The sequence below is a fragment of the Arthrobacter sp. PAMC 25486 genome (assembly GCF_000785535.1).
Taxonomy (GTDB): Bacteria; Actinomycetota; Actinomycetes; order Actinomycetales; family Micrococcaceae; genus Specibacter.
This window is the reverse complement of sequence record NZ_CP007595.1, coordinates 3,848,037-3,871,420: the sequence shown is the minus strand read 5'-3', so window position 1 is coordinate 3,871,420 and position 23,384 is coordinate 3,848,037. Positions and strand designations below refer to the sequence as shown.

16 protein-coding genes are annotated in these 23,384 nt (G+C 63.7%); 11 read left to right on the top strand and 5 right to left on the bottom strand.

Annotation, left to right across the window (positions count from 1 at the left end):
* Positions 1-30: 30 nt before the first annotated feature.
* Positions 31-996, bottom strand: coding sequence for a sugar phosphate isomerase/epimerase (locus tag art_RS17510; RefSeq protein ID WP_052136725.1), 966 nt, complete (start codon positions 994-996; stop codon positions 31-33).
* Positions 997-1,142: 146 nt separating this feature from the next.
* Between art_RS17510 and art_RS17505 the strand changes: the two genes are divergently transcribed.
* Positions 1,143-2,711 carry a sulfatase-like hydrolase/transferase gene (locus art_RS17505; RefSeq protein WP_253901402.1) on the top strand — a complete coding sequence of 523 codons (1,569 nt, stop codon included), beginning with the start codon at positions 1,143-1,145 and terminating at the stop codon, positions 2,709-2,711.
* A 107-nt stretch (positions 2,712-2,818) separates the two neighbouring features.
* On the opposite strand, the gene art_RS17500 is transcribed toward art_RS17505, so the two are convergent.
* Positions 2,819-5,995, bottom strand: coding sequence for a chondroitinase family polysaccharide lyase (locus art_RS17500; RefSeq protein WP_038466913.1), 3,177 nt, complete (start codon positions 5,993-5,995; stop codon positions 2,819-2,821).
* A gap of 282 nt (positions 5,996-6,277) precedes the next feature.
* On the opposite strand from art_RS17500, the gene art_RS17495 reads away from it, so the two are divergent.
* Positions 6,278-8,650: a polysaccharide lyase 8 family protein gene (locus art_RS17495; protein ID WP_038466911.1), complete on the top strand. Its 2,373-nt coding sequence runs from the start codon at positions 6,278-6,280 to the stop codon at positions 8,648-8,650.
* An 80-nt stretch (positions 8,651-8,730) separates the two neighbouring features.
* Here the strand turns inward: art_RS17495 and art_RS17490 are convergent, their stop codons facing one another.
* Entirely contained in the window at positions 8,731-9,723 is a 993-nt protein-coding gene (locus tag art_RS17490) for a Gfo/Idh/MocA family protein (RefSeq protein WP_038466908.1), read from the bottom strand.
* 7 nt (positions 9,724-9,730) lie between these two features.
* Positions 9,731-10,891, bottom strand: a complete 1,161-nt coding sequence (locus art_RS17485; protein ID WP_052136723.1) for a substrate-binding domain-containing protein — start codon at positions 10,889-10,891, stop codon at positions 9,731-9,733.
* Between the two features lie 272 nt (positions 10,892-11,163).
* Between art_RS17485 and art_RS17480 the strand changes: the two genes are divergently transcribed.
* The 9 genes from art_RS17480 (at position 11,164) to art_RS17440 (ending at position 22,314) form a co-directional block, all read left to right on the top strand.
* Positions 11,164-12,480 carry an extracellular solute-binding protein gene (locus tag art_RS17480; RefSeq protein WP_038466905.1) on the top strand — a complete coding sequence of 439 codons (1,317 nt, stop codon included), beginning with the start codon at positions 11,164-11,166 and terminating at the stop codon, positions 12,478-12,480.
* Positions 12,480-13,436 carry a carbohydrate ABC transporter permease gene (locus art_RS17475; RefSeq protein ID WP_038466902.1) on the top strand — a complete coding sequence of 319 codons (957 nt, stop codon included), beginning with the start codon at positions 12,480-12,482 and terminating at the stop codon, positions 13,434-13,436. The genes art_RS17480 and art_RS17475 overlap by 1 nt, the downstream gene beginning before the upstream one ends.
* A gap of 10 nt (positions 13,437-13,446) precedes the next feature.
* On the top strand, positions 13,447-14,406 hold the full coding sequence (locus tag art_RS17470) for a carbohydrate ABC transporter permease (protein WP_082000396.1): 960 nt from the start codon (positions 13,447-13,449) through the stop codon (positions 14,404-14,406).
* Positions 14,406-15,917, top strand: coding sequence for a sulfatase (locus art_RS17465; protein WP_052136722.1), 1,512 nt, complete (start codon positions 14,406-14,408; stop codon positions 15,915-15,917). Before art_RS17470 ends, art_RS17465 begins: the two co-directional genes overlap by 1 nt.
* Positions 15,914-17,293 carry a sulfatase gene (locus art_RS17460; RefSeq protein WP_052136721.1) on the top strand — a complete coding sequence of 460 codons (1,380 nt, stop codon included), beginning with the start codon at positions 15,914-15,916 and terminating at the stop codon, positions 17,291-17,293. The genes art_RS17465 and art_RS17460 overlap by 4 nt, the downstream gene beginning before the upstream one ends.
* 87 nt (positions 17,294-17,380) lie before the next feature.
* Positions 17,381-18,091, top strand: a complete 711-nt coding sequence (locus tag art_RS17455) for a response regulator transcription factor (RefSeq protein ID WP_038470827.1) — start codon at positions 17,381-17,383, stop codon at positions 18,089-18,091.
* Between the two features lie 23 nt (positions 18,092-18,114).
* Complete coding sequence (locus art_RS17450) at positions 18,115-19,746, top strand: ATP-binding protein (RefSeq protein WP_367643747.1); 1,632 nt, start codon at positions 18,115-18,117, stop codon at positions 19,744-19,746.
* Positions 19,747-19,867: 121 nt separating this feature from the next.
* Positions 19,868-20,161 (top strand): WXG100 family type VII secretion target, encoded by a 294-nt coding sequence (locus art_RS17445; protein WP_038466899.1) that lies wholly within the window; start codon positions 19,868-19,870, stop codon positions 20,159-20,161.
* 227 nt (positions 20,162-20,388) lie between these two features.
* Complete coding sequence (locus art_RS17440) at positions 20,389-22,314, top strand: HNH endonuclease signature motif containing protein (protein ID WP_082000394.1); 1,926 nt, start codon at positions 20,389-20,391, stop codon at positions 22,312-22,314.
* Here art_RS17440 and art_RS17435 read toward each other — a convergent pair.
* Positions 22,311-23,336 carry a ribonuclease HI family protein gene (locus tag art_RS17435; protein ID WP_038466893.1) on the bottom strand — a complete coding sequence of 342 codons (1,026 nt, stop codon included), beginning with the start codon at positions 23,334-23,336 and terminating at the stop codon, positions 22,311-22,313. The two genes, art_RS17440 and art_RS17435, sit on opposite strands and share 4 nt — an antisense overlap.
* Positions 23,337-23,384 lie beyond the last annotated feature (48 nt).

The following is a 23,384-nucleotide window of genomic DNA, read 5'->3' as shown; positions in this document are numbered from 1 at the left end:
TTCTCCTATATATAAGGACGTAATTCAGGCCTAGAGGGACAGGACAGACTTCAGGGATTCCAGCGCGACGGCAACCGGCGGCAGGTGCGGATGCCAGGCCCGCTCCCATTCCAGCGAAATCCACGGATCCGTAATCCCGTGCGCCGCAGAAATGCCCGCCACCAATTCCCGCATCGCAAGCAGCGGCAGCTCCCCCTCGCCCGGTAGCGTGAGCGTCACGGTGTTCGTTCCCGGATTCCGCACGCCGTCCTTATATTGTGCATACGCCAGCGAATCGGCCAGCAGTTCCGCCGTGTGTTCGGGCGCCTCGTCGTGACGCCACGGATGCATCAGGTCCCAAATAACCTTGACCGGCGCGTCGGCAGCAACATGCGCCAGAATTCGCACAATGTCGCAGGCCCGCGGGTGCGAGTCGTGGGTTTCCAGCAGGATGGTCACGCCCAGCTCCCTGGCACGCTGCCCCGCGGCATTGAGCCTGCGCGCCCCCAGCCGGTCCGCGGCCAGCAACTCCGGGGACGGCTCGGCCCCCGATTCGCACGGTTCGATGCCGGCACCCGGAAACACCCGCAACTGCGCACCGGCCCCGGCATTTCCTGCCGACAGATCAGCGGCAAGTTCGACGGCGGCCAACAAGTCCGCGAGTACCGGATCGTTTGCGCCGGGCTCACCATGGGCGTCGCCGGCACCGGCGGCGGTCACCGCGGTGGTCGCCGCGGCAGCGGCCGCCGCACCCAAGGTGGGGGAACCGCCGTCGGAATTCTCCTGCTCCAGCGGGGCACACACGCGGACGTAGCTGGCCAGCGTCACCAGCGTGAGACGGGCGTCGGCGAGCGCCGAGGCGATCGTGGCGCGGGCGGCCTTGTCCATGCCGGGGTGGGCGAACTGCCCGTCGGCAACGCGGATCTCGAGTCCCGTGGCCCCGGCGTCGCGGGCGGTGTCGATGACCTGGGCAAGTGTGTCCCCCGGGCAACCCAGGGTGGAGAACGCCAAAGGCATGATGGCCCTTTCTACAGCAATCGTTGGTGTTCCTCAACACTAATGCGGAAACCGCTTTCCATCAATGTTCGACCCCCTTTCAAGTACTCCTTTATTCCTCTCGTGCAACACTGGTATTTCTGGTGATTCCACCCTTTCAAGGAGCAATGATGACCCGCCCGGCACACCCCACCCCCGCCACCAGCAACAATTCCACCCAGCCTGGCGCACCGGAACTGCCCAACATTGTGTTCATCCTCAGCGACGACCAGGGGCCGTGGGCCTTGGGCTGCGCCGGCAATGAGGACATTCACACCCCCGTCCTTGACCGGCTTGCCGCCGACGGCACCCGCCTGGAAAACTTTTTCTGCGTCTCCCCCGTCTGCTCCCCCGCACGGGCCAGCCTGATGACAGGGCAGATCCCGTCCCGGCATGGTGTGCACGACTACCTGACAGGCGTCGAGGTGGGCGCCGGCGCCCCCGACTACCTGGCCGGGCAGCAGATATTCACCGACGTCCTGGCCGAGAACGGCTACCGGATGGGCCTGTCCGGCAAGTGGCACATGGGCGCCAACGACGCCCCGCGCAAGGGCTTCGTCCACTGGTACGGGCTCGAGGGCGGAGGCAGCCCGTACACCGGTGCCACGATGTACCGCAACGGCGAGCGCGAGGAAACCACCACGTACCTGACCGACGCCATCACGGAGGATGCACAGGCATTCCTTGATCGGGAGGCCGCGCGGCAGGGCTGGGCGCCCGCCGGGGGTGCGGGCCCCGGAGGGGGTGCGGGTCCCGGTGCCGAGCCGTTCTTCCTCGCCGTCAACTACACAGCCCCGCACAAGCCATGGAAGGGCCAGCACCCCAAGGAATTCGAGGACCTCTACAAGGACTGCGCGTTCGAGAGCTGCCCGCAGGAGGAACCGCATCCCTGGCAGCCAACCGTTGACGGGGTGGCGATCGGCGGCGAGCCGGATGTGCGGGCCGCACTCGTTGGCTACTTCGCCGCGGTCAGCGCCATGGATGCCGCGATCGGGCGGATCATGGACCAGCTGGAGCACCTGGGCCTGCGTGAGAACACGCTGGTCATCTTCAGCAGCGACAACGGCTTCAATTGCGGCCACCACGGTGTCTGGGGCAAGGGCAACGGCACCTTCCCGCAAAACATGTACGACTCCTCCGTCAAGGTCCCCGCCATCTTCCACTGGCCAGGCCGCATCACCCGCGACCAGGTCCGCCAGGAACTGCTCTCGGCCTATGACGTCGCCGCCACCATCCTGGACCTCGCCGGCCTCGACCCCGCCCCCTTCGAGACGGGCCCGGGCACATCCTTTGCCCCGCTCCTGCGCCACGCCGACGGCACGCAGGCGGACGGCGGACCGGCAGCTGAAAGGGCGGGAGGCGCCGTCGTGGTTTATGACGAATACGGGCCCGTCCGCATGATCCGCACCCGTGACTTCAAGTATGTCCACCGCTACCCGCACGGCCCGCATGAGCTGTATGACCTGGTGGCCGACCCTGGTGAGCGCGTGAACTTGATGCACGACGCCGTTCCGCACCCCTCGCTGCCGGGCCTGCGTTCGCGGCTGGCCGGCTGGTTTGCGCAACACGGCGTGCCTGAGTTTGATGGTGCTGCGCTGCCCGTTGCCGGCGCGGGACAGCACAGCCCGATCGGCGGACCCGGCAACATCTCCGACCCGCTGGGCGCGTTCACGGGGCCGAACTGGGACGGTATTTAGCGGCAGAGCCGGGCACCCGGAGGCCGCCGTCGCCGCACAGTCCGCGCCTGGCGGCGGCACCGGCTGTGGTGGCCAGCGGGTGCCGCGCTTCCTGCCTCGTTGCCGCTCTAGGACCTCGTCAGCCGCAGTTCATTCGTCATGCCGCCCGCGCAGGACACGAGGATCGTTGTGGTGCGGCGCCCGGAACGAACCGAGACTCCCGGCGAGCTGGATGTCCACTGCCCTTCCAATTCCACTGTGATCTGGCTTCCCTGGCTGGGCAATTGGCGCCACGGTGCCCCATACGGGGACTGCAGCGGGTCGGACTTGTCCTTGCCATTGTAGAAGCGCAGGTCGGGGTCGGTCACCGAGACAATCAGTTCCGCGCCGTCGGGCTGGACCAGCACCACTGACGGGGTGTCAACCGCCTTCACCACACCGTCGGTGAGCTTTTTGGTGGCTTCGAACACTGCGTACGCAGTGATTCCGGTGTCCCGGTCCTGCACCACATGCGCGGTGTCGTCGTGCCGGAGCACCTTGTAGGGGGCACCGTCCCGCCGGCCCATCTCCTCCGTGAAGGACGTCATGGCTTCCGCCGTGGCACCCACCACCATGGCGTACTCGTATTTTTCGCGCTTCGGCCTGCTCCCGTGATCAAGGACTGCTGTCGCATACGGCAGCGCACCCTCGGTCTTGCCGCTCTGGTCCGGCGCTGTTTGCACCGACCGGGACACCTCCAGACGCTGGCGGCGGGGCACGTAGTAGCCGACATTTTGTGGATCAAGGAGCCACACCGGATCCTCAAGCTCGCCGCCGTTACTGTAGGGAAGCGAGGTGATCGCGCCCACCCGCGAATCCTGCGTCGGCACGGAAGCGTCGGCCAAATGGCATTGGAACAGGGTTGTTTGCGTGCTGTTCTTACGGTCGCGGTTCTCAATCCCGCTGCCCAGGGCCACCACCCTGTTGTCAAAAAGGAACACTGACTTGCGGGCATAAAACGAACCGTCGTACACCTCACTTTCATGCAGGCTCATCAGGAACGCGCCGTTCTTGCCGCCAATCACACCGCCACCGCCCAAACGCTGGTCTGTCAGCAGCATCTCCTCACCCAAGGGGTTGATGGCAGCGGCCAACTTCTCAAATGGCAGCTGGATCGCGGTCGTCCCCGGGAACCTGTTCCAGTCCCAACCGGGTTGGACAAAGCCCGAGCCAGCATTGCTCACCGGGTCCCCACCACTCATCACCTGCACTTGGCCATAGGTGACGTAGCGACCATATTCGTTGGAACCACCGTAGATCTCAGTGGACCACAGGTGGCGGTTGTGCCCTCGCACGGAGACGAGCCAGCCATCCCGCCGCTGCGAAACAAGCGCGGCATGGTTCATGACCTGGCACCCAGTCGGGTCTGGTTCCGCGAGCACGCCTGCACCCGCCAGCTGATCCGCCAATTCACGTTGCGCCGAAGAGGGCTTTGCCGGCAGAAGCCGCAGGAACGCAGCCCCCATGACCGGGTCCAGCGCCTGTTTGCCATCCGGGCTTCCGGCCAGTGTCATCACCCGGTAGGCGTCCAGCGTCAGCGATTCGCCACCCTTGGGGTGCCTGTTGGACAGGCTGATCGGAAAGTTGTTCTTGTTGGAGTAGAAACGCATCGCCAGCAGGGCCTGGTTCCAGCGCTCGTGCGATTCCGGGGAGATCGCGAAGCTGGTGCCCGAGAGCACGGCCAGCGCCGGTGCCCCTTTGCTCAGCCCGTCTCGCGCGTATGCCGGATAGTGGCCCATGTGGTGGAAGGTTGCGGAGTCGGGCTTGAATCCGCCTTGGATCCCCGGTGATGGGCTGATGGCGTGGTTTAGCCACTGCTGCAGCAAACTCAGGTGAGCCACTTGGGATGCCTCCCCGTCGGTGAGCAAGACACTGCCCAGCAAGGCCAGCAGTGTCGTGTTGAGGATGTCGAAAACGCCGCTGTAGAACACGTCGGCATGCTCCGTCCCCATCCGGATCCTGCCCACGCCCACCATCCAGTGCAGGGTTTCCCGCACTTCGTCGAGCCTGCCCCGCGACGCCAGCAGCTCCCGCATCAGCCACACCGAGTCGTAGAAGCCCCGATTCTGGTAGCCGAGGTGGTGAATGGTCCCTTGGACGCTGCCTTCGGTCCATCCTTGATCATGGAAGTAGTCGAGCAACCGGAGGTACAGATCGGCCAAGCTGCTCTGCAGAGCTGCGTCCTTCGTCGAGTCGTAGGCCGAGGCCACCTCAAACATCTGATTGGTGAAGTCCTTCAATCCAATCGTCGGAGCGAGCCGGTTGATGTCTGCCGCGATGACCGGCGGGTAGATCGAAATCTGGTATCCGTTGATTGGCTTTCCACCGCCGAGAACACCTGGCTGTGGCACGCCCAACGCGTCAATTTTCGCCACCATGGCGTCAACAGAAGCCGCCGTGACGTTTACTTGCTTGCGCACCGTCCGGTCATAGGCTTCCTTGACAGCGTCCAGGTCGGCCAGCTGTCCGGCAGTGGGAGCAGGGGTAGGCAACGGTTCCGCGGCCAGCTGGGAGAACCAGAGCAGGTCCTGCCAGTGCTGGTTCGCATCCGTGTGGACCCCGGGATTGACAAACGGCGTCTGCCGGTCCGGGCACGGGAAGTTCGAGCGCAGCGGCCGGTTGACGATTAGCTGGTCGAGGTGGAGGGTCCCGGTATCGGACGGGGCCACAAAACGCAGCGTGTCCATGTCCGTCCGGGCCTTCCCGTCCATGTCCTGGTAGCGGATCCACGCCGTCCGCCATCCGGTGAAGTTCAGGTTCATCTCGCACCAGGCATCCGTGCGCCGGCCGCGTCCGGCCTCGATGCGCAGCTTCCCAGATGACGCCGTGGACTGATACACCCAGAAAGCCAGGGTATTGACGTCCAGGCCGATATCCGCCCCGTTGCCTCCCGAGGCAGCCGAGGGCGGCACAATCCCCAAGGGCGCCTGCACGGTGAGCACGGAGTGGGACTTGTAGTCCCAGCGCAGGCTGGAATTGCCGGTGTGGTTCACCTCGGACACAATGTTCAACGGCGACTTGTCGGAGGTGCTGAACTGTGCGGGAACCACAGTTTCCAACAGGAACACCGGTGGCTTCAGCGCCATCGCAGTGTCCTCCAGCTCGGCCAGCGTTGCTGGTGGCACGGCGGGGACCAGGGCGGCTTGGCCCTCCGTCGGGGTGTCGGCGCCGGCTGGAGACATGGGCACAACGGCCACTGTGGCCGCGCCGGCGGCTGCAACAGCAAGCAGGCCGCGACGGCTGATATTCGTGGTTGGAGCGGGCATGGGGATCGTCCTCCTGAGGAACACTGCGGAAAAACAAATGTGACCCACAGTACATATGCCTCTGAAGCAACGAATCAAGAAGGACTTCGCTGTCATGCCGAGAAAGAAACTGTTCGGACCAAATGGCCTCCGTAGTTCACTGTTAAGACGTAACAACCTTGTCCAAAAGGACAGTTGCGTGAAGTAGTCCTTTATTCCTCCCCCGCGTTCATCCTTGACTGCTAGCTACCCATGGTGTCCCGACGCCACGTATCGGGGCCCGCGAAGCAAAGGAATTATGCAATGACGCATGGACTGACTCGACGACACATCCTGCAGGGCGTGGGAGCCCTGACATTTGGGGGCCTGCTCGCCGGAGGCTTTGCCCCGCTGGCCCACGCCGCGGGGACGTCCACCGCACCGCAGCTTGCTGCCTTGCGCGAACGGTGGGCCGACCAGGTCACCGGACGGAAACTGATCACCGCAGGGGATGCGGACTACGCAGTTTCACTGGCTGCACTGGACTCCGCTGTCAGCAAGTCAGTGGCCAGGCTGCTGCCGGAGGGCAGCCGGGTGCAGGTCTTCGCCGACGCCGCGTTCACCTCCGATGTGCACATGGTCACGACGTACAAGCGACTGGCCCAAATGGCTGCCGCCTGGACCACCCCCGGCTCACACCACGAGGGCAGCGCCACATTGCTGGCCCACATTCTGGCAGCCTTGGAGGACAGCAACCGCCTCATTTACAACAAGGACCAGAAGGAATTCGGCAACTGGTGGAACTGGGAAATCGGTGTGCCCCGGCCACTGGGCGAAACCCTGGCCATCCTTGGCAACCACGTGCCGGCGGATCTGCTGGACCGCTATGCAGCAGCCGTAGACCACTACATTCCGGACCCCACCCTGCAGTTCCCTGCTGAACGCGGGCCGATCCTCTCCGAGGGCGCCAACCGGGTGGACATCTGCCAGGGCATCATCATCCGCTCCATTGTTGCCAACGACCCCGTCCGGCTGGCTGCAGCCATCGACGCCCTGAGCGAAGTGTGGCAATACGTCACCAGCGGCAACGGATTCTTCTCCGACGGCTCATTTGTGCAGCACTCCACCATCGCCTACACAGGCACCTATGGGCTGGTGCTGCTCGGCGGCCTCGCCAAGCTGTTCTCCTTGCTGGGTGAATCGGACCATGCGGTGTCGGACCCCAGCCGCGACATCCTGTTCAAGACTGTGGAGGATTCCTTTGCACCGTTCCTGCACAACGGCCAAATGATGGATGCCGTCCGCGGCCGCGCCATTTCACGCGCCAACGAGCGCAGCTATACCAATGGTGACATGGCCATTGAATCGATCCTGTTGCTGTCCCGTGCGGTGGACCCGGCCACGGCGGCACGCTGGCGCGGCCTGTGCCAGGGCTGGATCTCGCGGAACACCTTTGAGAATCCCATGACAGGCGCCTCCATTCCCCGCACCGCCCTGCTGAAGGAGCTGGCCGCTTCCGGCACGGCACCCATCGCCGAGGCGCCGGGCCACAGCTTCTTCGCCGGCATGGACCGCTCGATGTACCGCGGCAATGGCTGGGCCGTGAGCCTGGGCCTGTGCAGCAACCGCATCTCCTGGTATGAATGCGGCAACGGCGAAAACGATTGGGGCGCCCAGACAGGCTCCGGCCTGACCTACCTCTACACGGGCAAGGCCGACCACTTCGACGACGAATTCTGGCCCACCGCAAACCTTGGCCGGCTGCCCGGCATCACGGCAGACACCACGGCGCTGCCACCACGGGTCGAGGGGCAGTGGGGTGCCATCACTCCCAAGAATGAATGGACCGGCGGCACCACCCTGGGCCGGAACGGCGCCGTCGGCATGCACCTGATTGCCCCGGGAGGCACCGGCATGGCGGCCCGCAAGGCCTGGTTCTACGCCCCTGACATGGTGGTGGCCCTCGGTGCGGACATCCACACGGGCAGCACCGCACCGGTGGAAACCGTGGTGGAACACCGCAACCTCGGTTCAGAAGGCGGGGCCAACATAACGGTCGACGGCGGGACGCACACCGCGTCCCTCGGCATCACCGAGGTCCACGAAAACCCCACGTGGGCCCACGTGGAGGGCACCGGAGGCTACCTTTTCCTGGGGGACGAACCCGTGACGGTGCTGCGGGAACAACGCGAAGGATCGTGGCGAAACATCCACACCAGCGGCCCCGTCGCGGCCATCCAGCGCGAGTACGCCACCTTGCTGATCAGCCACGGCGCCAACCCGGATGCCGCAGGCTACGCCTATGCGCTGCTGCCCGGGGCCACCCCGAAGAACACGGAGAAGGCAGCTCGCAAGGCGCCCCGGGTGCTGCGCAATGACGCCGTGGGGCAGGGTGTTTCCTTCGGCGTCAAGCAGGAAGCCGCCATCTTCTGGCAGCCAGGAACGGTGGGATCCATCTCCGCGGACCGCGCCGCCTGCGCGCTCTTTGACGGCAACCCGGGCCAGGGCACACTGGCCGTGGCCGACCCCACCCAGGCCGCCGAGTCTGTTTCAGTAACCATTGCCGGCACCAAATACCGGCGCATCACCTCCGGCGCAGGTGCCACACTGTCACTGGACGCCGACGGCAACACAGTCGTCACGGTCAACACGGCCGGGCTCATGGGCCGCACGGCGGAAATCGGCCTGCACCGCTAGGCCGGCAGCTCGTCGGCCACAGCACGACGGCGGGGGGTCACCTTGGCAGCCAAGGTGACCCCCCGCCGTCGTGCGTGAACTTAGTGGGCCAGTGCCGGGGAAAGCTCCACCGGAGCCCCCCTCTCAGCGGATTCATAGGCGGCCAGGACCAGCTCCACCACATGTTTGGCGTGGTCACCGCTGACGGCCGGCTCCACACCGCCGTCCACGGCCGCGAAGAAGTCGGCCAGCTGCGCCGTGAACGCGTCCTGGATGTCCCGGGCCGATCGGGTGTGCAGCACGGTGCGGACGCCGTCGACCTCCATGAACGTGCCCTGGCGCGGATCGACGGTGACGGTACCGAACTCACACACAACGAGCATTTCATCGATGTGCTCGGGGGTGTCGGAGACAATGGCGATGCGCAGCTGGACGCCGTTGGCCAGCAACAGTTCCATGGTCCCGTCGGTCTCCACAGGCGCGCCAAAACGGTTCAGGGTGGTCGAGGAAATTCGCACGGCCGGGGCGCCACCAATCCACAAGCTCCGGTCCAGGCAGTGTGCGCCAATGTTGATGAACGCTCCGCCGCCGGAGACGGCCTTGTCAAAGAACCAGTCGGGACGGGAGCCGGGGCGGTAGTCGGTGCTGCGGTAGTCGTGGATCATGAGCACCCGGCCCAGCACCCCGGATTCCAACGCCGCAAGAAGCGCCAGCTTTTCAGCCATGAAGTGCTGGATCATGCCCACCACCATGACCACACCGGCCGCGGCGCACGCCTCCTCCATGATCCGGGCGTCCGCCAGCGTTGTGGCCATGGGCTTTTCCACCAGCACATGCACGCCGTGGGCGGCGGCAGCCACCACCATGTCCTTGTGCAGGCTGTGGGGTGTGTTGATGACGACCGCGTCCACCACACCCGCTGCCAGCATTTCCTGGTAGTCGGTATAGACGGCGGCACCCCAGGGGTCGGCAGCCTTCGCGGCCGTGTCCGCATTCAAATCGCATACCGCGGCAAGGGTCAGCCCTGGCAGGTCGGCGGCTCCTTGTGCATGAAGTCCGGCGACCGCACCTGCCCCAATAATTCCCAAGCGCATGATTCACTCATTTCTGTAAACGTTGTTGTAGTTTGTGGGCGCCTTTTTCAGCGCTGTTCTTTGCCCCGCAGGAGTCGCGCACCACCAGGCGCGGCCGCAGCCGGACCTGGTGGACGGGGCAGTCATCGCCCTCGACGAGGCGGCGCAGCAGGATCTCCGCCGCCATCTTCCCCATGCGGTGCTTTGCGGGGGAAACCGCTGTCAGCGGCACTTCGGCCAGGTCGGCCAGCTCGTCGTCGTAGGACACCAGGGCCAGATCTGCGGGGATGCTCACCCCTGCCCGCCGGGCCGCGCCCTCCAACAAGGCCGCCTCCCTGTCACCAAAGACCAGGGCAGCGCTCGCACCGGTTGCCAGGACGTCCTGCAATAGTTGTTCCGCGGCCCCGGCCTCCCACTCAGCCTTCAGTGCCCTCAGCACGAGGGGTTCAAAGCCCAGGTCGGCCGCGGCCCGCTCGTACCCGGCCTCGATGGCCGGTGCAGTGGGCGTGTTGGATCGTGTGAGGAGAGCAATGTGTCGGTGGCCCAGGCCGCGCAGGTGGGTGACGGCGTCGTACGCGCCTCCTTGATGGTCCGAACACACATGCTCGGTCCGGTCTCCCGGGCCCAAATCCATGAGGCTGCGTTCCAGCAAAACCACGGGGACGTTCAGCGAGTTCAGCTCCCGCACGCGCTGCTGCGGATCAGGGATTCCGGTGAGTGTGGGCACCAAAATCAGCCCGTCCACGCCGGCATCGATGAGGAACTGGATGCTTGAATCCTCGCGCTCCGGCAGGTAGTTGTAGGTGGCCAGGCGCAGGCTGACATCCTGCGCCGAAAGGGTTTCCTCGATGCCCTGCAGCACGCGCGGGTAGTAGAGCTGCGTGTCCGGCAGCAGCACACCCACGGTGAAACGGGAACGTCGGCGGGCAGGCTGACGCTCGGCGACAAAGCTGCCGGCACCCTGACGGCGCACCACCAGCTGCGACTGTTCCAGCTCTTCATAGGCGCGACGCACCGTGGTGAGGGACAACCCGGTCTCGGCCGCCAGCTGCGCCTCGGTGGGCAGCTTGGCGCCCACGGCCCAGGTGCCGGCCAGGATGCCACGGCGCAAATCTCCGGCCAGTGCCTGGAATTTCAGCTCCCTGGAGTCCGTGTCGCGGATCTTTCCTGCCAGTGGTTTCTTGTTCAAGGTTCCCTTTCATGCTGTCGCATGGCTTGAGTGTGCCAAAGACCTAGGAGAGGAATCCATAAGGACTTGGAAAATTCCTCTTTTCGTCTTAGGTACCATTTCACCCAATCAGCGCATCATATGGCCGCGGTTGCCATTTTTGTTGAGGGTATCCGCAAACGCGTCGCAAAGATACTCCCAAGTACTCCTTGAATCCTCTCTTTCGCACCTGTTTGAGTATTCTCAATGACCCGTGATGCACGGCACAACTACTTGAAACAAGGGTGTACTCAATGACAACCAAATTCCGTTTTGCACGGACACTGGCAGTAATGGCAGGTGCAGCATTGGCACTTTCCGCCTGTGGCGGCGGCACCAAGGCCCCCGCCGACGCAGGATCCGGCACAGAGGGCGGTACATTGTCGTACTGGTCCATGTGGAAGGTCGGCGAACCGCAGCAGCTGGTTATTGAAAAAGCCATTGCCGATTTTGAAAAAGAAACCGGCTCCACCGTCAAGGTGCAGTGGCAGGGACGCTCCAATGTCCAGAAGCTGGTCCCGGCACTGAACACCAACAACGTCCCTGACATCGTGGATGGGCCGTTCGCCAAGCTGGCCCCCGTGCTGGGCAACACCGGCCAGGCACTAGCGTTGACTGCCGCCTATGACAGTGAGGTGGAGGGCACCAAGGTCTCCGAGTTGATCCCGGAAAAGTACCTCAAGGTCAGCGACATCAAGGGCGAAGATGGCGAGCCGTGGATGCTGCCGTACAGCCTGAGCTCCGATGGCATCTGGTACGACGCCGCTGCCAACCCCGAGTTGGAAACCGCTCCCCCCGCTTCATGGGATGAGCTCATTGCCCTGCTGGACAAGTTCAAGGCTGACGGCAAGGTTCCCCTGGCCGCAGACGGTGACATTGGCGGCTACAACTCCATGTGGTTCACCAGCGCACTGGTGCGCACCGATGGTGCCGGCGCCTTCGCCAAGGTGGTTGCAGACAAGACAGGTGCTGCCTGGGATTCCCCCACGGTCCTTGATGCGGCCAAGAAAGTTGAGCAAATCGTCCAAGGCGATTACTTGATCAAGGGTTACAACGCCAGCAAGTGGCCGGCCCAGCAGCAGGTGTGGGCCAACGGTGGCGCGGAGCTGATGTTCAACGGTTCATGGCTGCCCACAGAGACAGGCACCTACGCTGCGGAGGACTTCAAGTACTCCTCATTCCCTTTCCCTCCCGTTGCAGGGAAGCCAACGTCAGCACGCGCCGACTTTGTTGGTTGGGCCATCCCCCAGAAGGCCAAGAATCCTGAACTGGCACAGAAACTCGCCGCCTTCATGTTGAAGAAGGAATACCAGGACGCCTACGGCACCGATGCAAAGGTATTGCCCATCCGCACCGATGTGGCCATCTCCCCTGAGCTCGCCACCGTCAAGAACGCCATCGACAGCGCCGATGAAATCTACCTCCAAAATGATGGTGTCACGCACCCCGGCTACGTCGAAAAGATCCTCTGGCCCATCAACGACGAACTGTTCCTAGGCAAGATCAACGCAGAAGAATTCGTCGCAAAGATGAAGTCCTCAACCGTTCAGTACTGGAAGGACAACAGCTAATGTCGGCCACAACAGCCCATCGTTCCCGCTCCGCGGCAGCCGCCGCGGAGCGGGGGCAGGGCGGCAGCAGCATTGACCGTCAGCGGCGCAAGCTGCTGGTGCCCTTCGTCGGCCCCGCCTTTGTCATCTACACCGTCCTCTTCATTGTTCCCGCCATTGGGGCAGCCTGGATCAGCCTGCATGAATGGGCGGGCGCAGGCACCATGAAATTTGTGGGCGTCAAGAACTACATCATGGTTTTCAAAGATGACTTGTTCATGAAGTCTTTTGGCAACACGTTGCTGCTGCTGTTCGTGGTGGGTGCAGCCATCTTCATCCTGGCCTTCGCCATGACCCTGGTGCTGCGTGATATGGCCGGCAAGAAAATTGTCCGCAACGTCATTTTCTTCCCGCACCTGATCAACGCCCTGGTCTTCGGTGTGCTGGCCGGGTTCATCTTCAACCCGGGCGGCATGGTCAACACCTTGCTCAAGCCCTTTGGTGTCACCGAACCACCAGCCTGGCTGGCCCAGGACAACATCTTCCCGCTGATCATGGCCACCCTGGTGGCCACCACCACCGGTTACTTCACCACCATCTTGATGGCCGGCGTCGACCGCATTCCCCCGTATTACTACGAGGACTGCGCCCTGGCTGGTGCCAATGCCTGGCAGCGCCTGCGCTATGTGATCCTGCCCCTGACCTGGGACGTGTTCGGCACCTGTGCCGTGTTGTGGACCATCTCCTCCGTCAAGATCTTTGAGATCATCTGGGTCTTCGGCGGCAGCAGCGGTGCCGGCATTCCGCCCACCCAAAGCTGGACCACTGCCGTGTACACCTACGTGACCGCGTTCTCCGGCCAGTCCACGCCAGCCTACGGCGCGGCCACCGCCTCCGCCATCATCTCCCTGGCTCTGGTTTCCGTCCTCGTGGTGTTCCTGCGCCGCGCCATGCGCCGTGACGCCGTTGAATTCTAAGGATCAGCCCATGTCTACTCTCACCGCACCCGAAGAGACTTCCGCGGGCACGCCGCAAGGCCCCGGCTCCACCGGCCGGCCCGGCAAGAACAGCACCAAGCGCAGCAAGAACTACCGCGGCGTCAGCCCTGCCCTCCGCGCGGAAAGCAACATCGTCCGCAGCATTGGCGTAGTCCTGCTGTGGGCTGTTGTCGCCATCAGCATCGGCATGCTGTTGTGGATGGTGTTGCAGGCGTTCCGCGACACCCGATCCATCCTCGCCAGCCCCTGGGGCATGCCGGAAACCCTTGACTTCTCCAACTTTGTCAACGCCTGGACCGTCAGCGACTTTGCCACGGCAACCTGGAACTCGGTCATCACCACCGGCGTTTCATCGTTTTTGACAGTGGCCTTTGCCGCACCCGCAGCGTACTACCTCGCCCGGGTGGAAAGCCGTTTCACCAACGGGCTGAGCTTGTACTTCATTCTGGGCTTGGGCATCCCGGCACAGGTCATCTTGATCCCGTTGTTCGTCATGCTCAACAAGGTGTATCTGACCGACAGCCTGATCGGGCTGAACCTGGTCTACATTGCCAGTTCAATGCCGTTCACGGTGTTCCTGCTGACCGCGTTCTTCCGCAGCCTGCCCATGGAGATGGAGGAGGCCGCCGCACTCGACGGCGCCACCGCCTTGCGCACCTTCGTCCAGATCACGCTGCCGCTGGCCAAGGGCGGCATCCTGACCGCGTTTGTCCTGCAGGTGGTTGCGCACTGGAACGAGACGCTGCTGGCGCTGACCCTGATCCAGTCCACCGAAAAGTACACGCTGCCCGTTGCCTTGATTTCCTTTGTGCAGCAGCAGACGTACTCCGGCGCCGACTGGGGCGGGTTGTTCGCGGGCCTGTGCATCGTGGTCCTGCCGATGCTGATCATCTATATCTGGCTGGGCCGGCGCCTCACCGAGGGCCTGACCCTGGGCATGGGCAAATAGTGTCCTCACCCAACCTGCTATTCATTGTCGCCGACCAGTTCCGGGCCATGTGCCTGGAGCCGGGCGGCGACCCTGTTTCCACCCCGTTTCTGGATGCCCTGATGTCCGACGGCGTGTCGCTCACCCACGCGGTCAGCAGCTACCCGGTGTGCAGCCCGCACCGGGCCATGATGATGAGCGGGCAGTATCCCGCATCCAACGGCGTCACCCACAACGTCAACTCCGAGACTGCCACCTGGGGCGTTGGCCTCCGACCGGATGCACCGTCCTGGGCTGCTGTGTTGCGCAATGCCGGCTACAACACCGGCTACATCGGCAAATGGCACCTCGAGGCGCCAGTTCCGGAGGACGCCGTCCACGGCACCGGCCCGCTCGAGGACGGGCGCTACTGGGATGCCTGGTCCCCGCCGAACCGCCGCCACGGTTTCGACTTCTGGTACTCGTACGGCTGCTGCGACGAGCACCTCACCCCTCATTATTGGACGTCCCACGCCGGACGGCACCAGCGCGTTGACGTCACCGGATGGTCGGCCGCCCATGAGACGGACATCGCCATCGACTTTCTGCAGCGAGCTGCCGGCACTTCCGGGGCCGGGGCCGCCGGGGCCGGCACTTCCGTGGCCGAGGCCGCCGACGGATCCGAACGTGAGACCTCACCTGGCCGAATGCCCTTTGCCCTGGCCGTGTCATGGAACCCGCCGCACCAGCCCTTCGACCAGCTGCCGCCAGATTACGACACCAGCTACGGGCAGCTTTCAGCCGCGGAACTGCTGACCCGGCCCAACGTGGACCTGGATTCCGCGACAGGCCGGGAAGCCGCCAGCATAGCTCCCCTCTATTACGCAGCCGTCGCCGCCATCGACGCGCAGGTGGGGCGGCTGATTGCCACCTTGGAGTCCCTGGGACTGGCGGAGGACACCCTTGTCATTTTCACCTCGGACCACGGCCAACAAATGGGCAGCCACGGCCTGCTCTACAAAAACGTCCCCTTTGAGGAATCCATGCGGATCCCCTTTGTTCTGCGCTGGCCCGACCGCCTCGACACGGCTGCGGCGGACCGGGTGGGGATCTCCAGCGTGGACATTGCCCCAACACTTTTAGGGCTCATGGGCCTTGGTAGCGACGTTCCAGAACACATGCATGGGCAGGATCTCTCTCCCGCGCTTCTCACCCAGGGTGACGGGGCACCCGAGGAGGGACAAGCCGGGACGCTGGGCACGCCGTCGTCCCTGTATTTTTACTACGCGCGCGACGAACACGACGTCGATGTCCGCGGGCTGCGGACAGCCACCGGCAAATTCATTGCCCGGTTCCATGCGGGGGAAGGGCTCAGCACGTCTGTCGTCGACCTGGTGGATGACCCGTACGAACTGCACAACATCACTGATCCGGCCGTGGTCCGGCGCTGGGCGAGGGACCTTTCCGACGCGTTGGCTGCGGCGGGCCAGTCCTGGAGCGGAAAAGAAGCGCTGGAAGAGCTGGCAAACACTACGTTGGGAGCACAAACATGAACATCCTGCTCATCATGGCCGACCAGTTCGCCGCCCATGCACTGACCCGGCGCCGGCCCGAGGACGCACATTTCAGCACGCCCAACCTCGACCGTCTGGCGGCCGGCGCCACCGTTTTCACGCAGGCTTACACCCCTTTTCCGCTTTGCGTGCCGGCTCGCAGCGCCATGGTCACGGGGCGGTATCCGCACCAGCTGGGCATTATGTCCAACAAGTTCAACGGGATCGGGCCCGACCGCGGTCGGCCGTACGGTGCGGGGGCGGCGGAGCCCGGCCACGGTCCGGAATCGCTGGGCCATTGGTTCACGGCCGCTGGGTACGACTGTGCCTACGCCGGAAAATGGCACGCACTTCAGGCCAGCGCCACCGCGGATGACGGCTTTGACCCCATCCACCCCTTTGGTGATGAGGGCCTGGTGGAGGCATGCCATGAATGGCTCGGGCGCCGGAGCTCACTTTCGCACCCCACACCGGGCCAGCCCCCAACGGATCGTCCGTTCTTCCTTGTGGCTTCCTTCGACGACCCCCACACCATCTGCGAATATGCCCGGTCGCAGCCCATGCCGTATGGGCCGGTGCCGCCGGTTCCCACCCTGGATGCCCCTCCCCTGCCACCCAACTTCCACAAGGCGCCCTACGCGCCCGAGGCGCTGGCGATGGAACAGGACGCGGCCTCCAGGATGTACGGCACCGTGGCATTCAGCCCGGATGACTGGCGCGGCTACCGGGCCACCTACGCAGCACTTGTTGCCCGCGTTGACCAACGCATTGGGCAACTGCTGGACGGGATCGACTTGGCGAGCACCGCCGTCGTATTTGTCAGCGACCATGGCGACGGCGACGCCTCCCACGGTTGGAACCAAAAAACCGCCCTGCACCAGGAATGCATCAAGGTGCCGTTTCTAGTGCATGTTCCGGGCCGGGCCGCAGCGGTGGTCGATAAGCCTGTGGCGGCCGTGTTGGGACTGCTGCCCACGCTGTGTGACATCGCGGGGGTTGCTGCGCCGGGCGGGCTTGCCGCGAACTCTGCACTGGTGCCGGAGCAGCCGCCGGTGGTGGTGCAAACCTCGTTCCAGGACGCAGCCGCACTGCCCGGCGCCGGGACCTCGGGGAGGACACTCATTCTTGGGGACTGGAAATACGCGGTGTACAGCTGGGGCGCACACCGCGAACAACTCCACCATCTGTCGGCAGATCCCGGCGAGCAACGCAATCTTGCCGTGGAGGCTTCGCATGCGCCCGTGCTTGAACGGATGCGCGCGGAACTGCTGCACTGGGCCTTGGCCAACGAGGACACGGCGTTCCTGAAGAAGCTGGTCCTGCCTGCCACCGCCGTGCCGGGGACCCATGCGGAAATCTTTCGCGTGCCCTACTAGCAGCTGGGAACTCTCTGGGCGTAAGCTGACAGTACTTACCCACGGAATATCCAGCATATTCCCAGCAAATGGTCGGAGACTGAAATGGTGAAAAAGACCGGACCTGAAGCCAAGCTGCTCGTTGTTGACGACGAGCCCAATATTCGTGAGCTCCTCTCGACATCCCTGCGTTTCGCCGGGTTCGAGGTCATCGCCGCCGCTAACGGCCGCGACGCACTGGCTGCGGCCGAGGAACACAACCCGGACCTGGCCGTCCTGGATGTCATGCTCCCCGACATGGACGGATTTACCGTCACCCGCCGGCTGCGTGCCGCCGGACGGCACTTCCCTGTCCTGTTCCTGACGGCCCGCGACGACACCGAGGACAAGGTCACCGGTCTGACGGTGGGCGGCGACGACTATGTCACCAAGCCTTTCAGCCTCGATGAGGTTGTGGCCCGCATCCGCGCCGTCCTGCGCCGTACCCAGCCCATGGAAGATGACGACGCCGTATTGCGTGTTGCCGATCTGGAGCTCGACGACGACGCCCACGAGGTGCGCCGCGCCGGCAAGACCGTGGAGCTCTCCCCCACCGAGTTCAAGCTCTTGCGTTACCTGATGCTGAACCCCAACCGGGTGCTGTCCAAGGCTCAGATCCTTGACCACGTGTGGGAATACGATTTCAACGGCGACGCCTCCATCGTGGAGTCGTACATCTCCTACCTGCGCCGCAAGGTCGACATCGACGCGTCGCTGCCTGCCCTGATCCAGACCAAGCGCGGCGTGGGTTACGTGCTGCGAACTGCCGACAAGCGCTAGCACCCGCCAGTACATTGATTAAGTTGTGGAAGAACGCCTCCCTGCGCTCACAGCTGGTGGCGATCATCAGCGCGCTGTTGACCGTTTCCCTGCTGGCGCTGGGAGCCACAACGTTTCTTTTGCTGCACTCCTTTCTGGAAGACCAGATGGACACGCAGCTGGCCACCTCCCAGCAGTCGATTATCCGCAACGGCACGGTGGATTCAGAGAACACCGGCCGGGCCCCGTTCAGCTTTGACTACTATGTGGGTTTCCACTTCAATGACGGCGGGCTGGCGGACCAAAACCGCCCCGGCATGGACAAGCCGGTGTACCCCACCTTCACCATGGCGCAGGCCCAGGCGCTGAACGGCAAGAGATTCACGGTGCCCAGCAGTGACGGCGGGGCTGCGTGGCGCCTGACCGTCATAGCGCCGCAGGACTTCCAGCTCACGGACCCCGTTGGTGCCAAGGACATCTACACTGGTTATGTGGTGGTGGGTCTGCCGTATGAGAGCCTCAATCTCACGATGGAACGTCTCGCGGCGGTGGTGGCGGGAGTCGCCATCTTGGCCGTCACCATGGGCACCATGATCGCCTATTGGACAGTCTCCCGCTCCTTCCGGCCCCTGAGCCGTGTCGAGAAGACCGCCGCAGCCATCGCCGCCGGGGACCTGTCCCGGCGCGTGGACATTGAGAACCCGGCCACGGAAGTGGGCCGGCTGTCCGTGTCGCTAAACACCATGCTGGCCCACATTGAGCATGCCTTCGCCGCCAGGACCGCATCTGAAAAGAAGATGCGCCGCTTCGTTGCCGACGCCTCCCACGAATTGCGGACCCCGCTGGTCACCATCCGTGGCTTCTCCGAGCTCTACCGCCACGGCGCCCTGCAAACCCCCGAGGACGTCGGCACAGCCATGGGCCGCATCGAGAGCGAGGCCAAACGGATGGGCGAGCTCGTCGAAGACCTGCTCATACTGGCCCGCATCGACGAGCAGCGGCCGCTGCAGCTCAAGCCCGTGGACCTGCTGATCATCGGCCACGACGCCGTGCTGGATGCGCGCGCCACCGCACGTGACCGCAGCTTTAAGGTCATAGGGCTCGACGGCGGACCCGGCACCTCCGCGCCAAGCGTCGGCGACGAGGCGAAACTACGCCAGGTCGTGGCAAACCTGATGGGCAACGCGCTGCGTTACACCCCGGATGGTTCCCCCATTGAGATCATGGTGGGCACCCGCACTGAGGGACCCGCCGCCTACTCGGTCATCAAGATCCGCGACCACGGCCCGGGCATCTCCGACGAGGAGGCACCGCGCGTCTTTGAACGTTTCTACCGTGCCGATTCCTCACGCGACAGGAACACCGGCGGCAGCGGATTGGGCCTGGCAATTGTGTCCGCGATCGTCGCATCCCACGAGGGCACTGTGCGGCTGGAACAGACTCCCGGAGGTGGGGCGACCATGGCCATTGAATTGCCATATCACGCGTTCGAGGACGCACCAGAGCCCTCAGACGAAGAATCGGCATCCTCAGGCGATGTTTCAGAGCCATCCGGTGATGTATCAGAGCCATCCGGTGATGTATCAGAGCCCTCCGGCGGCGTATCAGAGCCCTCCGGCGGCGTATCAGAGCCCTCCGGCGGCGATTTCCCCGGCGCTGGTTCCTCCACAGCATAGCTGGCACACCGCGCCGTCCACAGAAGCGCTTCCGGAGGTTCCGTGCACTGTGGCGGGCTCCTACGCTGGGACATGTCAGTGATGCCCCGGCATCTCAGCCGTTCCAGCAAAGGCGCTTCCCATGGCACAGTTCAACGTCAACAGCGACGATCTTGTTCTCAAAAGCTCAGCGGTCAGAGGATCCGTTGACCGGATCCGCATGGAGGTTGACGCCATGAAGCGCAATCTCCTTGACCTGCAAAGCTCCTGGACGGGTACGGCAGCCACCAATTTTCAGGCTCTCCTGCAGGAGTGGCACGCCACCGAGCTGAAAGTTGAGGCGTCCCTGGAGAGCATCAACGGCGCCCTGTCCATGGCGGCAACCCAATATGCGCAGGCGGAAGAGGCCAACACCCGCATGTTCACCATCCGCTAACCGCCTCGCACCTCGTGCCGTCCAAGTCCAAGACACCTCCACGCCCACGTCCAGGTCCAAGTCCAAGACACCTCCACGCCCACGTCCAGGTCCAAGTCCACGACCACGACACATCCTTTCGCGACAGCCGCCAATCCCTGTCTCGCGCACCTTTTCCACAAGAATTATTCATAAATATATTCGGATCAATGGTTGTTTCTACTTGTCTTTTCGTATAAACTTCTGTTATGGACGCAATGGAGCGACCCGGAAACTCACAGCCTCCCGAACCTTCCGGACCCGCATTCTCGGGATTCAACCTCGAAACCTCCCTCGAGGGATACTTCGCGGCGGTTGCTCAAGTTCCTGAAGACCCCTGGCTGGACAGCCTTTCAGACTCCGAAAGCCCGCGACCGGACCGGGGCGTCCCACCCTGGGAGGCTCGGCAGATTGAACGGCTGGCGTGGGCCGAGCAGATGGAAAACGGCCGTCCGCTTCTGGATGAGGACGAGTTCTTTGCCCTGGTAGCCGACCACGCCCTGCGCGCCGTGGCCAGCCACGAAGGCCGCACTACCCCCATTGATGCGCGCACACGGCGCTTGGACGGCAGTGGCGTGGACGCCAGCGAGGCGGACTACAGCGACTTCGACGGCCAGGCAACCGCCTCGGAAGAAGACGAACTAGAGGCCATGCGCAGGGAATTTCATCTGAACGTGCTTCGAGCAGCCGAGCCGCTGACCATGCCACGGCCTGTCCGCGTCCCGGTGATCGGCGGGCTCAAGCGTGTCCAGCGGATGCTGCCACCCATGACGGCCGAAGAGCAGGCAAGCTATGTTCCCTGGACCCCTCAACTCGGCACTGCAGCACTGGACGCAACAGATCCAGCTTCGTTGGACGATGACGAGCTGCTGAACTACATCCAGGCGACGGAGCGCCAGGCTTCTTGGGCCATGGCCCGGCAGGCAGCCGCCATCAATGAGTTTGCCGCAAGGCGCCCAACGATTCCCGGTGAGGGGTCCCCGGAGAAGCATCCGGACCGCTCTCGCTATGCTGCTGCCGAGCTCATGGCCATGTTTGCCATTGGCCCCGGGGCTGCCGAACACTTGATGACCGACGCCGAACTGCTCGTCAGGCACCTGCCGGACACTTTTGAACAGTTCAATGACGGCTCCTTGGACATCCGCCGAGTCAGGGCAATCATTCGGGGATGCGAAAACACTCCGCCGCAGATCCTCCACGACGTGGAAAGGAACTTTCTGGAATTCGCCATGAGCAGCAATCCAAACGCCCTGACTCGACGTGTCCGGTCCATTGCCGAGCGCCACAATCCTGAACCCCTGGAACAGCGGCACCGACGGGCGCGAACAAGCAGGGATGTATGGATCACCCCATTGCCGGATGGCATGGCCTGCCTGGGTGCGCGCCTGCCCGCCAAGGAAGCGACGCTCCTGTTCAACTCGCTTGACGACTGGGCCAGGTCAGCCAAGTCAAGAGGCGATGACAGCCATGGCACCACACCCACCGGGCGGCCTTCCCGTTCGCTTGGGGAATACCGGGCCGACATCCTGATGGATCTGCTCCACCAGATTCTGCTGCACACCGTGTCAGGAACGCAGCCCAAGGATCCGCAAGACCCTCACTTCCGCAATCGCATCCCGGCAGTCCTGAACATCATGGTCCCTGCCAGCACGCTGCGTGGACTTTCCGCTGATCCTGCCATCCTGGAAGGTTACGGCCCCATCCCCATCGACGATGTGCAGGAATTGGCCGCCACTGCCAAGTTCTGGCGAAGATTCCTTACCGACCCGGACACAGGGCGTATTGTGAGCATCGGTAGAAAGTCACGAAAACCTCCCAAGGCCATGGTCCGCGAAGTGCGTTTCAGGGATCCGGTCTGCACAGGAATTGGTTGCGACAGACCCGCCAGGTCATGCGAGCTTGACCACACAACACCATTTACCCGGCTCGCCCGCGCATCGGACGGAACATTGCTGCCGCCCGGCGAAACCAGCATTGACAACCTGCGCCCGCGCTGCCCGTACTGCCACCATGTCAAGGATGATCCCCACACCGGATGGACCGTTGAGAATGTCAGTCCTGGTGTCACCAGGACCACCACCCCCACCGGCAGGGTTTATCTCCAGACGCAGGGAGACATTGCTCCACCGTTCTAGGCTTCGCGCGTCCCCTGGTGGAAGCGCAGGCGCCACTGCCCGTCAGCAAGTGACCACAGGGAGCTCCGCAATGTGTTGCCGCTTCGGGTGATGCTGCGGTAGGTCAGCAGGGCCGTTGCAGCATCCACCTTGTTCAAGGCGAGGACCTCCAGTTCGGCTTCGGCCGCGGCTTCATCGACCAGCGCTTCGATCATTTCCTTCCTGGACCACAACTGCCCCGAGGCACCAATCTCCTCGAAATCCGGATGCAAAAGCTCCGCCAGCCGAAGCGGATCCGTCCGGACAGCCGGGTCCAACAGTTCCCGCTCCAGTTCCACCACGTCGTCGACGCTGGCGGCACGATCCACGACAAAAAACGGATCAGGTTCGTCTTCCAGCATGGAGAAAAGGTCTGGTTCGTCAAAGAGTGCCGTTCCTGCCAGGATCGGCTGCACCGCATTCCGCACAGTGTTCTGGACATTCTCCCGGGCAGCGGCAGGTGTGACTTGGCTGGTTCCCGGCATGCCGGCGTCGAACTTGTCCTGGGCTGTTGAAGCACCCGAACCATTCAGGGACGAACCGGGGAACCCGGGGCCGGCATTTGGCAGGCGCTTGGCCTGGTGCGCCGTGGCGGCGTCACGGGCACGGACGTCGGCCGCCTCATTCAGCTCATGGCCGGCGTGCCCCTTGACCCACTCAAACGTGTATTTCCGGCCAACCAGCAACGCGTCAATCTCCTTGAGAAGCTCAAGATTAAGAACGGGTTTGCCATCCGACTTCTTCCACCCCTTGCGTTTCCAACCCGGCATCCATTTCGTCACCGAGTTGATGACGTACTGACTGTCGCACAGGATATGCAGCGGCTCTTCCGGAATATGCGCCGTGGACTTGAACAGGTCCAGGACAGCCATGAGCTCGCCCATGTTGTTGGTGCCATGGTCCCAGCCGCCGGAACGCCAACAGTTGTCATCCACGTACCAGGCCCAACCTGCGGGACCGGGATTTCCAAGGGCCGAACCATCGGCGGCAGCAACAATCGTCATGGGTCCATACTTTCAGATGGTGGTGACATTTAACGCCAAAGGGAGCGT

Coding starts and splice junctions, on each gene's coding strand:
- art_RS17510 (WP_052136725.1), bottom strand. CDS start 996: ATGCCTTTGGCGTTCTCCACCCTGGGTTGCCCGGGGGACACACTTGCC.
- art_RS17505 (WP_253901402.1), top strand. CDS start 1,143: ATGATGACCCGCCCGGCACACCCCACCCCCGCCACCAGCAACAATTCC.
- art_RS17500 (WP_038466913.1), bottom strand. CDS start 5,995: ATGCCCGCTCCAACCACGAATATCAGCCGTCGCGGCCTGCTTGCTGTT.
- art_RS17495 (WP_038466911.1), top strand. CDS start 6,278: ATGACGCATGGACTGACTCGACGACACATCCTGCAGGGCGTGGGAGCC.
- art_RS17490 (WP_038466908.1), bottom strand. CDS start 9,723: ATGCGCTTGGGAATTATTGGGGCAGGTGCGGTCGCCGGACTTCATGCA.
- art_RS17480 (WP_038466905.1), top strand. CDS start 11,164: ATGACAACCAAATTCCGTTTTGCACGGACACTGGCAGTAATGGCAGGT.
- art_RS17475 (WP_038466902.1), top strand. CDS start 12,480: ATGTCGGCCACAACAGCCCATCGTTCCCGCTCCGCGGCAGCCGCCGCG.
- art_RS17470 (WP_082000396.1), top strand. CDS start 13,447: ATGTCTACTCTCACCGCACCCGAAGAGACTTCCGCGGGCACGCCGCAA.
- art_RS17460 (WP_052136721.1), top strand. CDS start 15,914: ATGAACATCCTGCTCATCATGGCCGACCAGTTCGCCGCCCATGCACTG.
- art_RS17445 (WP_038466899.1), top strand. CDS start 19,868: ATGGCACAGTTCAACGTCAACAGCGACGATCTTGTTCTCAAAAGCTCA.
- art_RS17440 (WP_082000394.1), top strand. CDS start 20,389: ATGGACGCAATGGAGCGACCCGGAAACTCACAGCCTCCCGAACCTTCC.
- art_RS17435 (WP_038466893.1), bottom strand. CDS start 23,336: ATGACGATTGTTGCTGCCGCCGATGGTTCGGCCCTTGGAAATCCCGGT.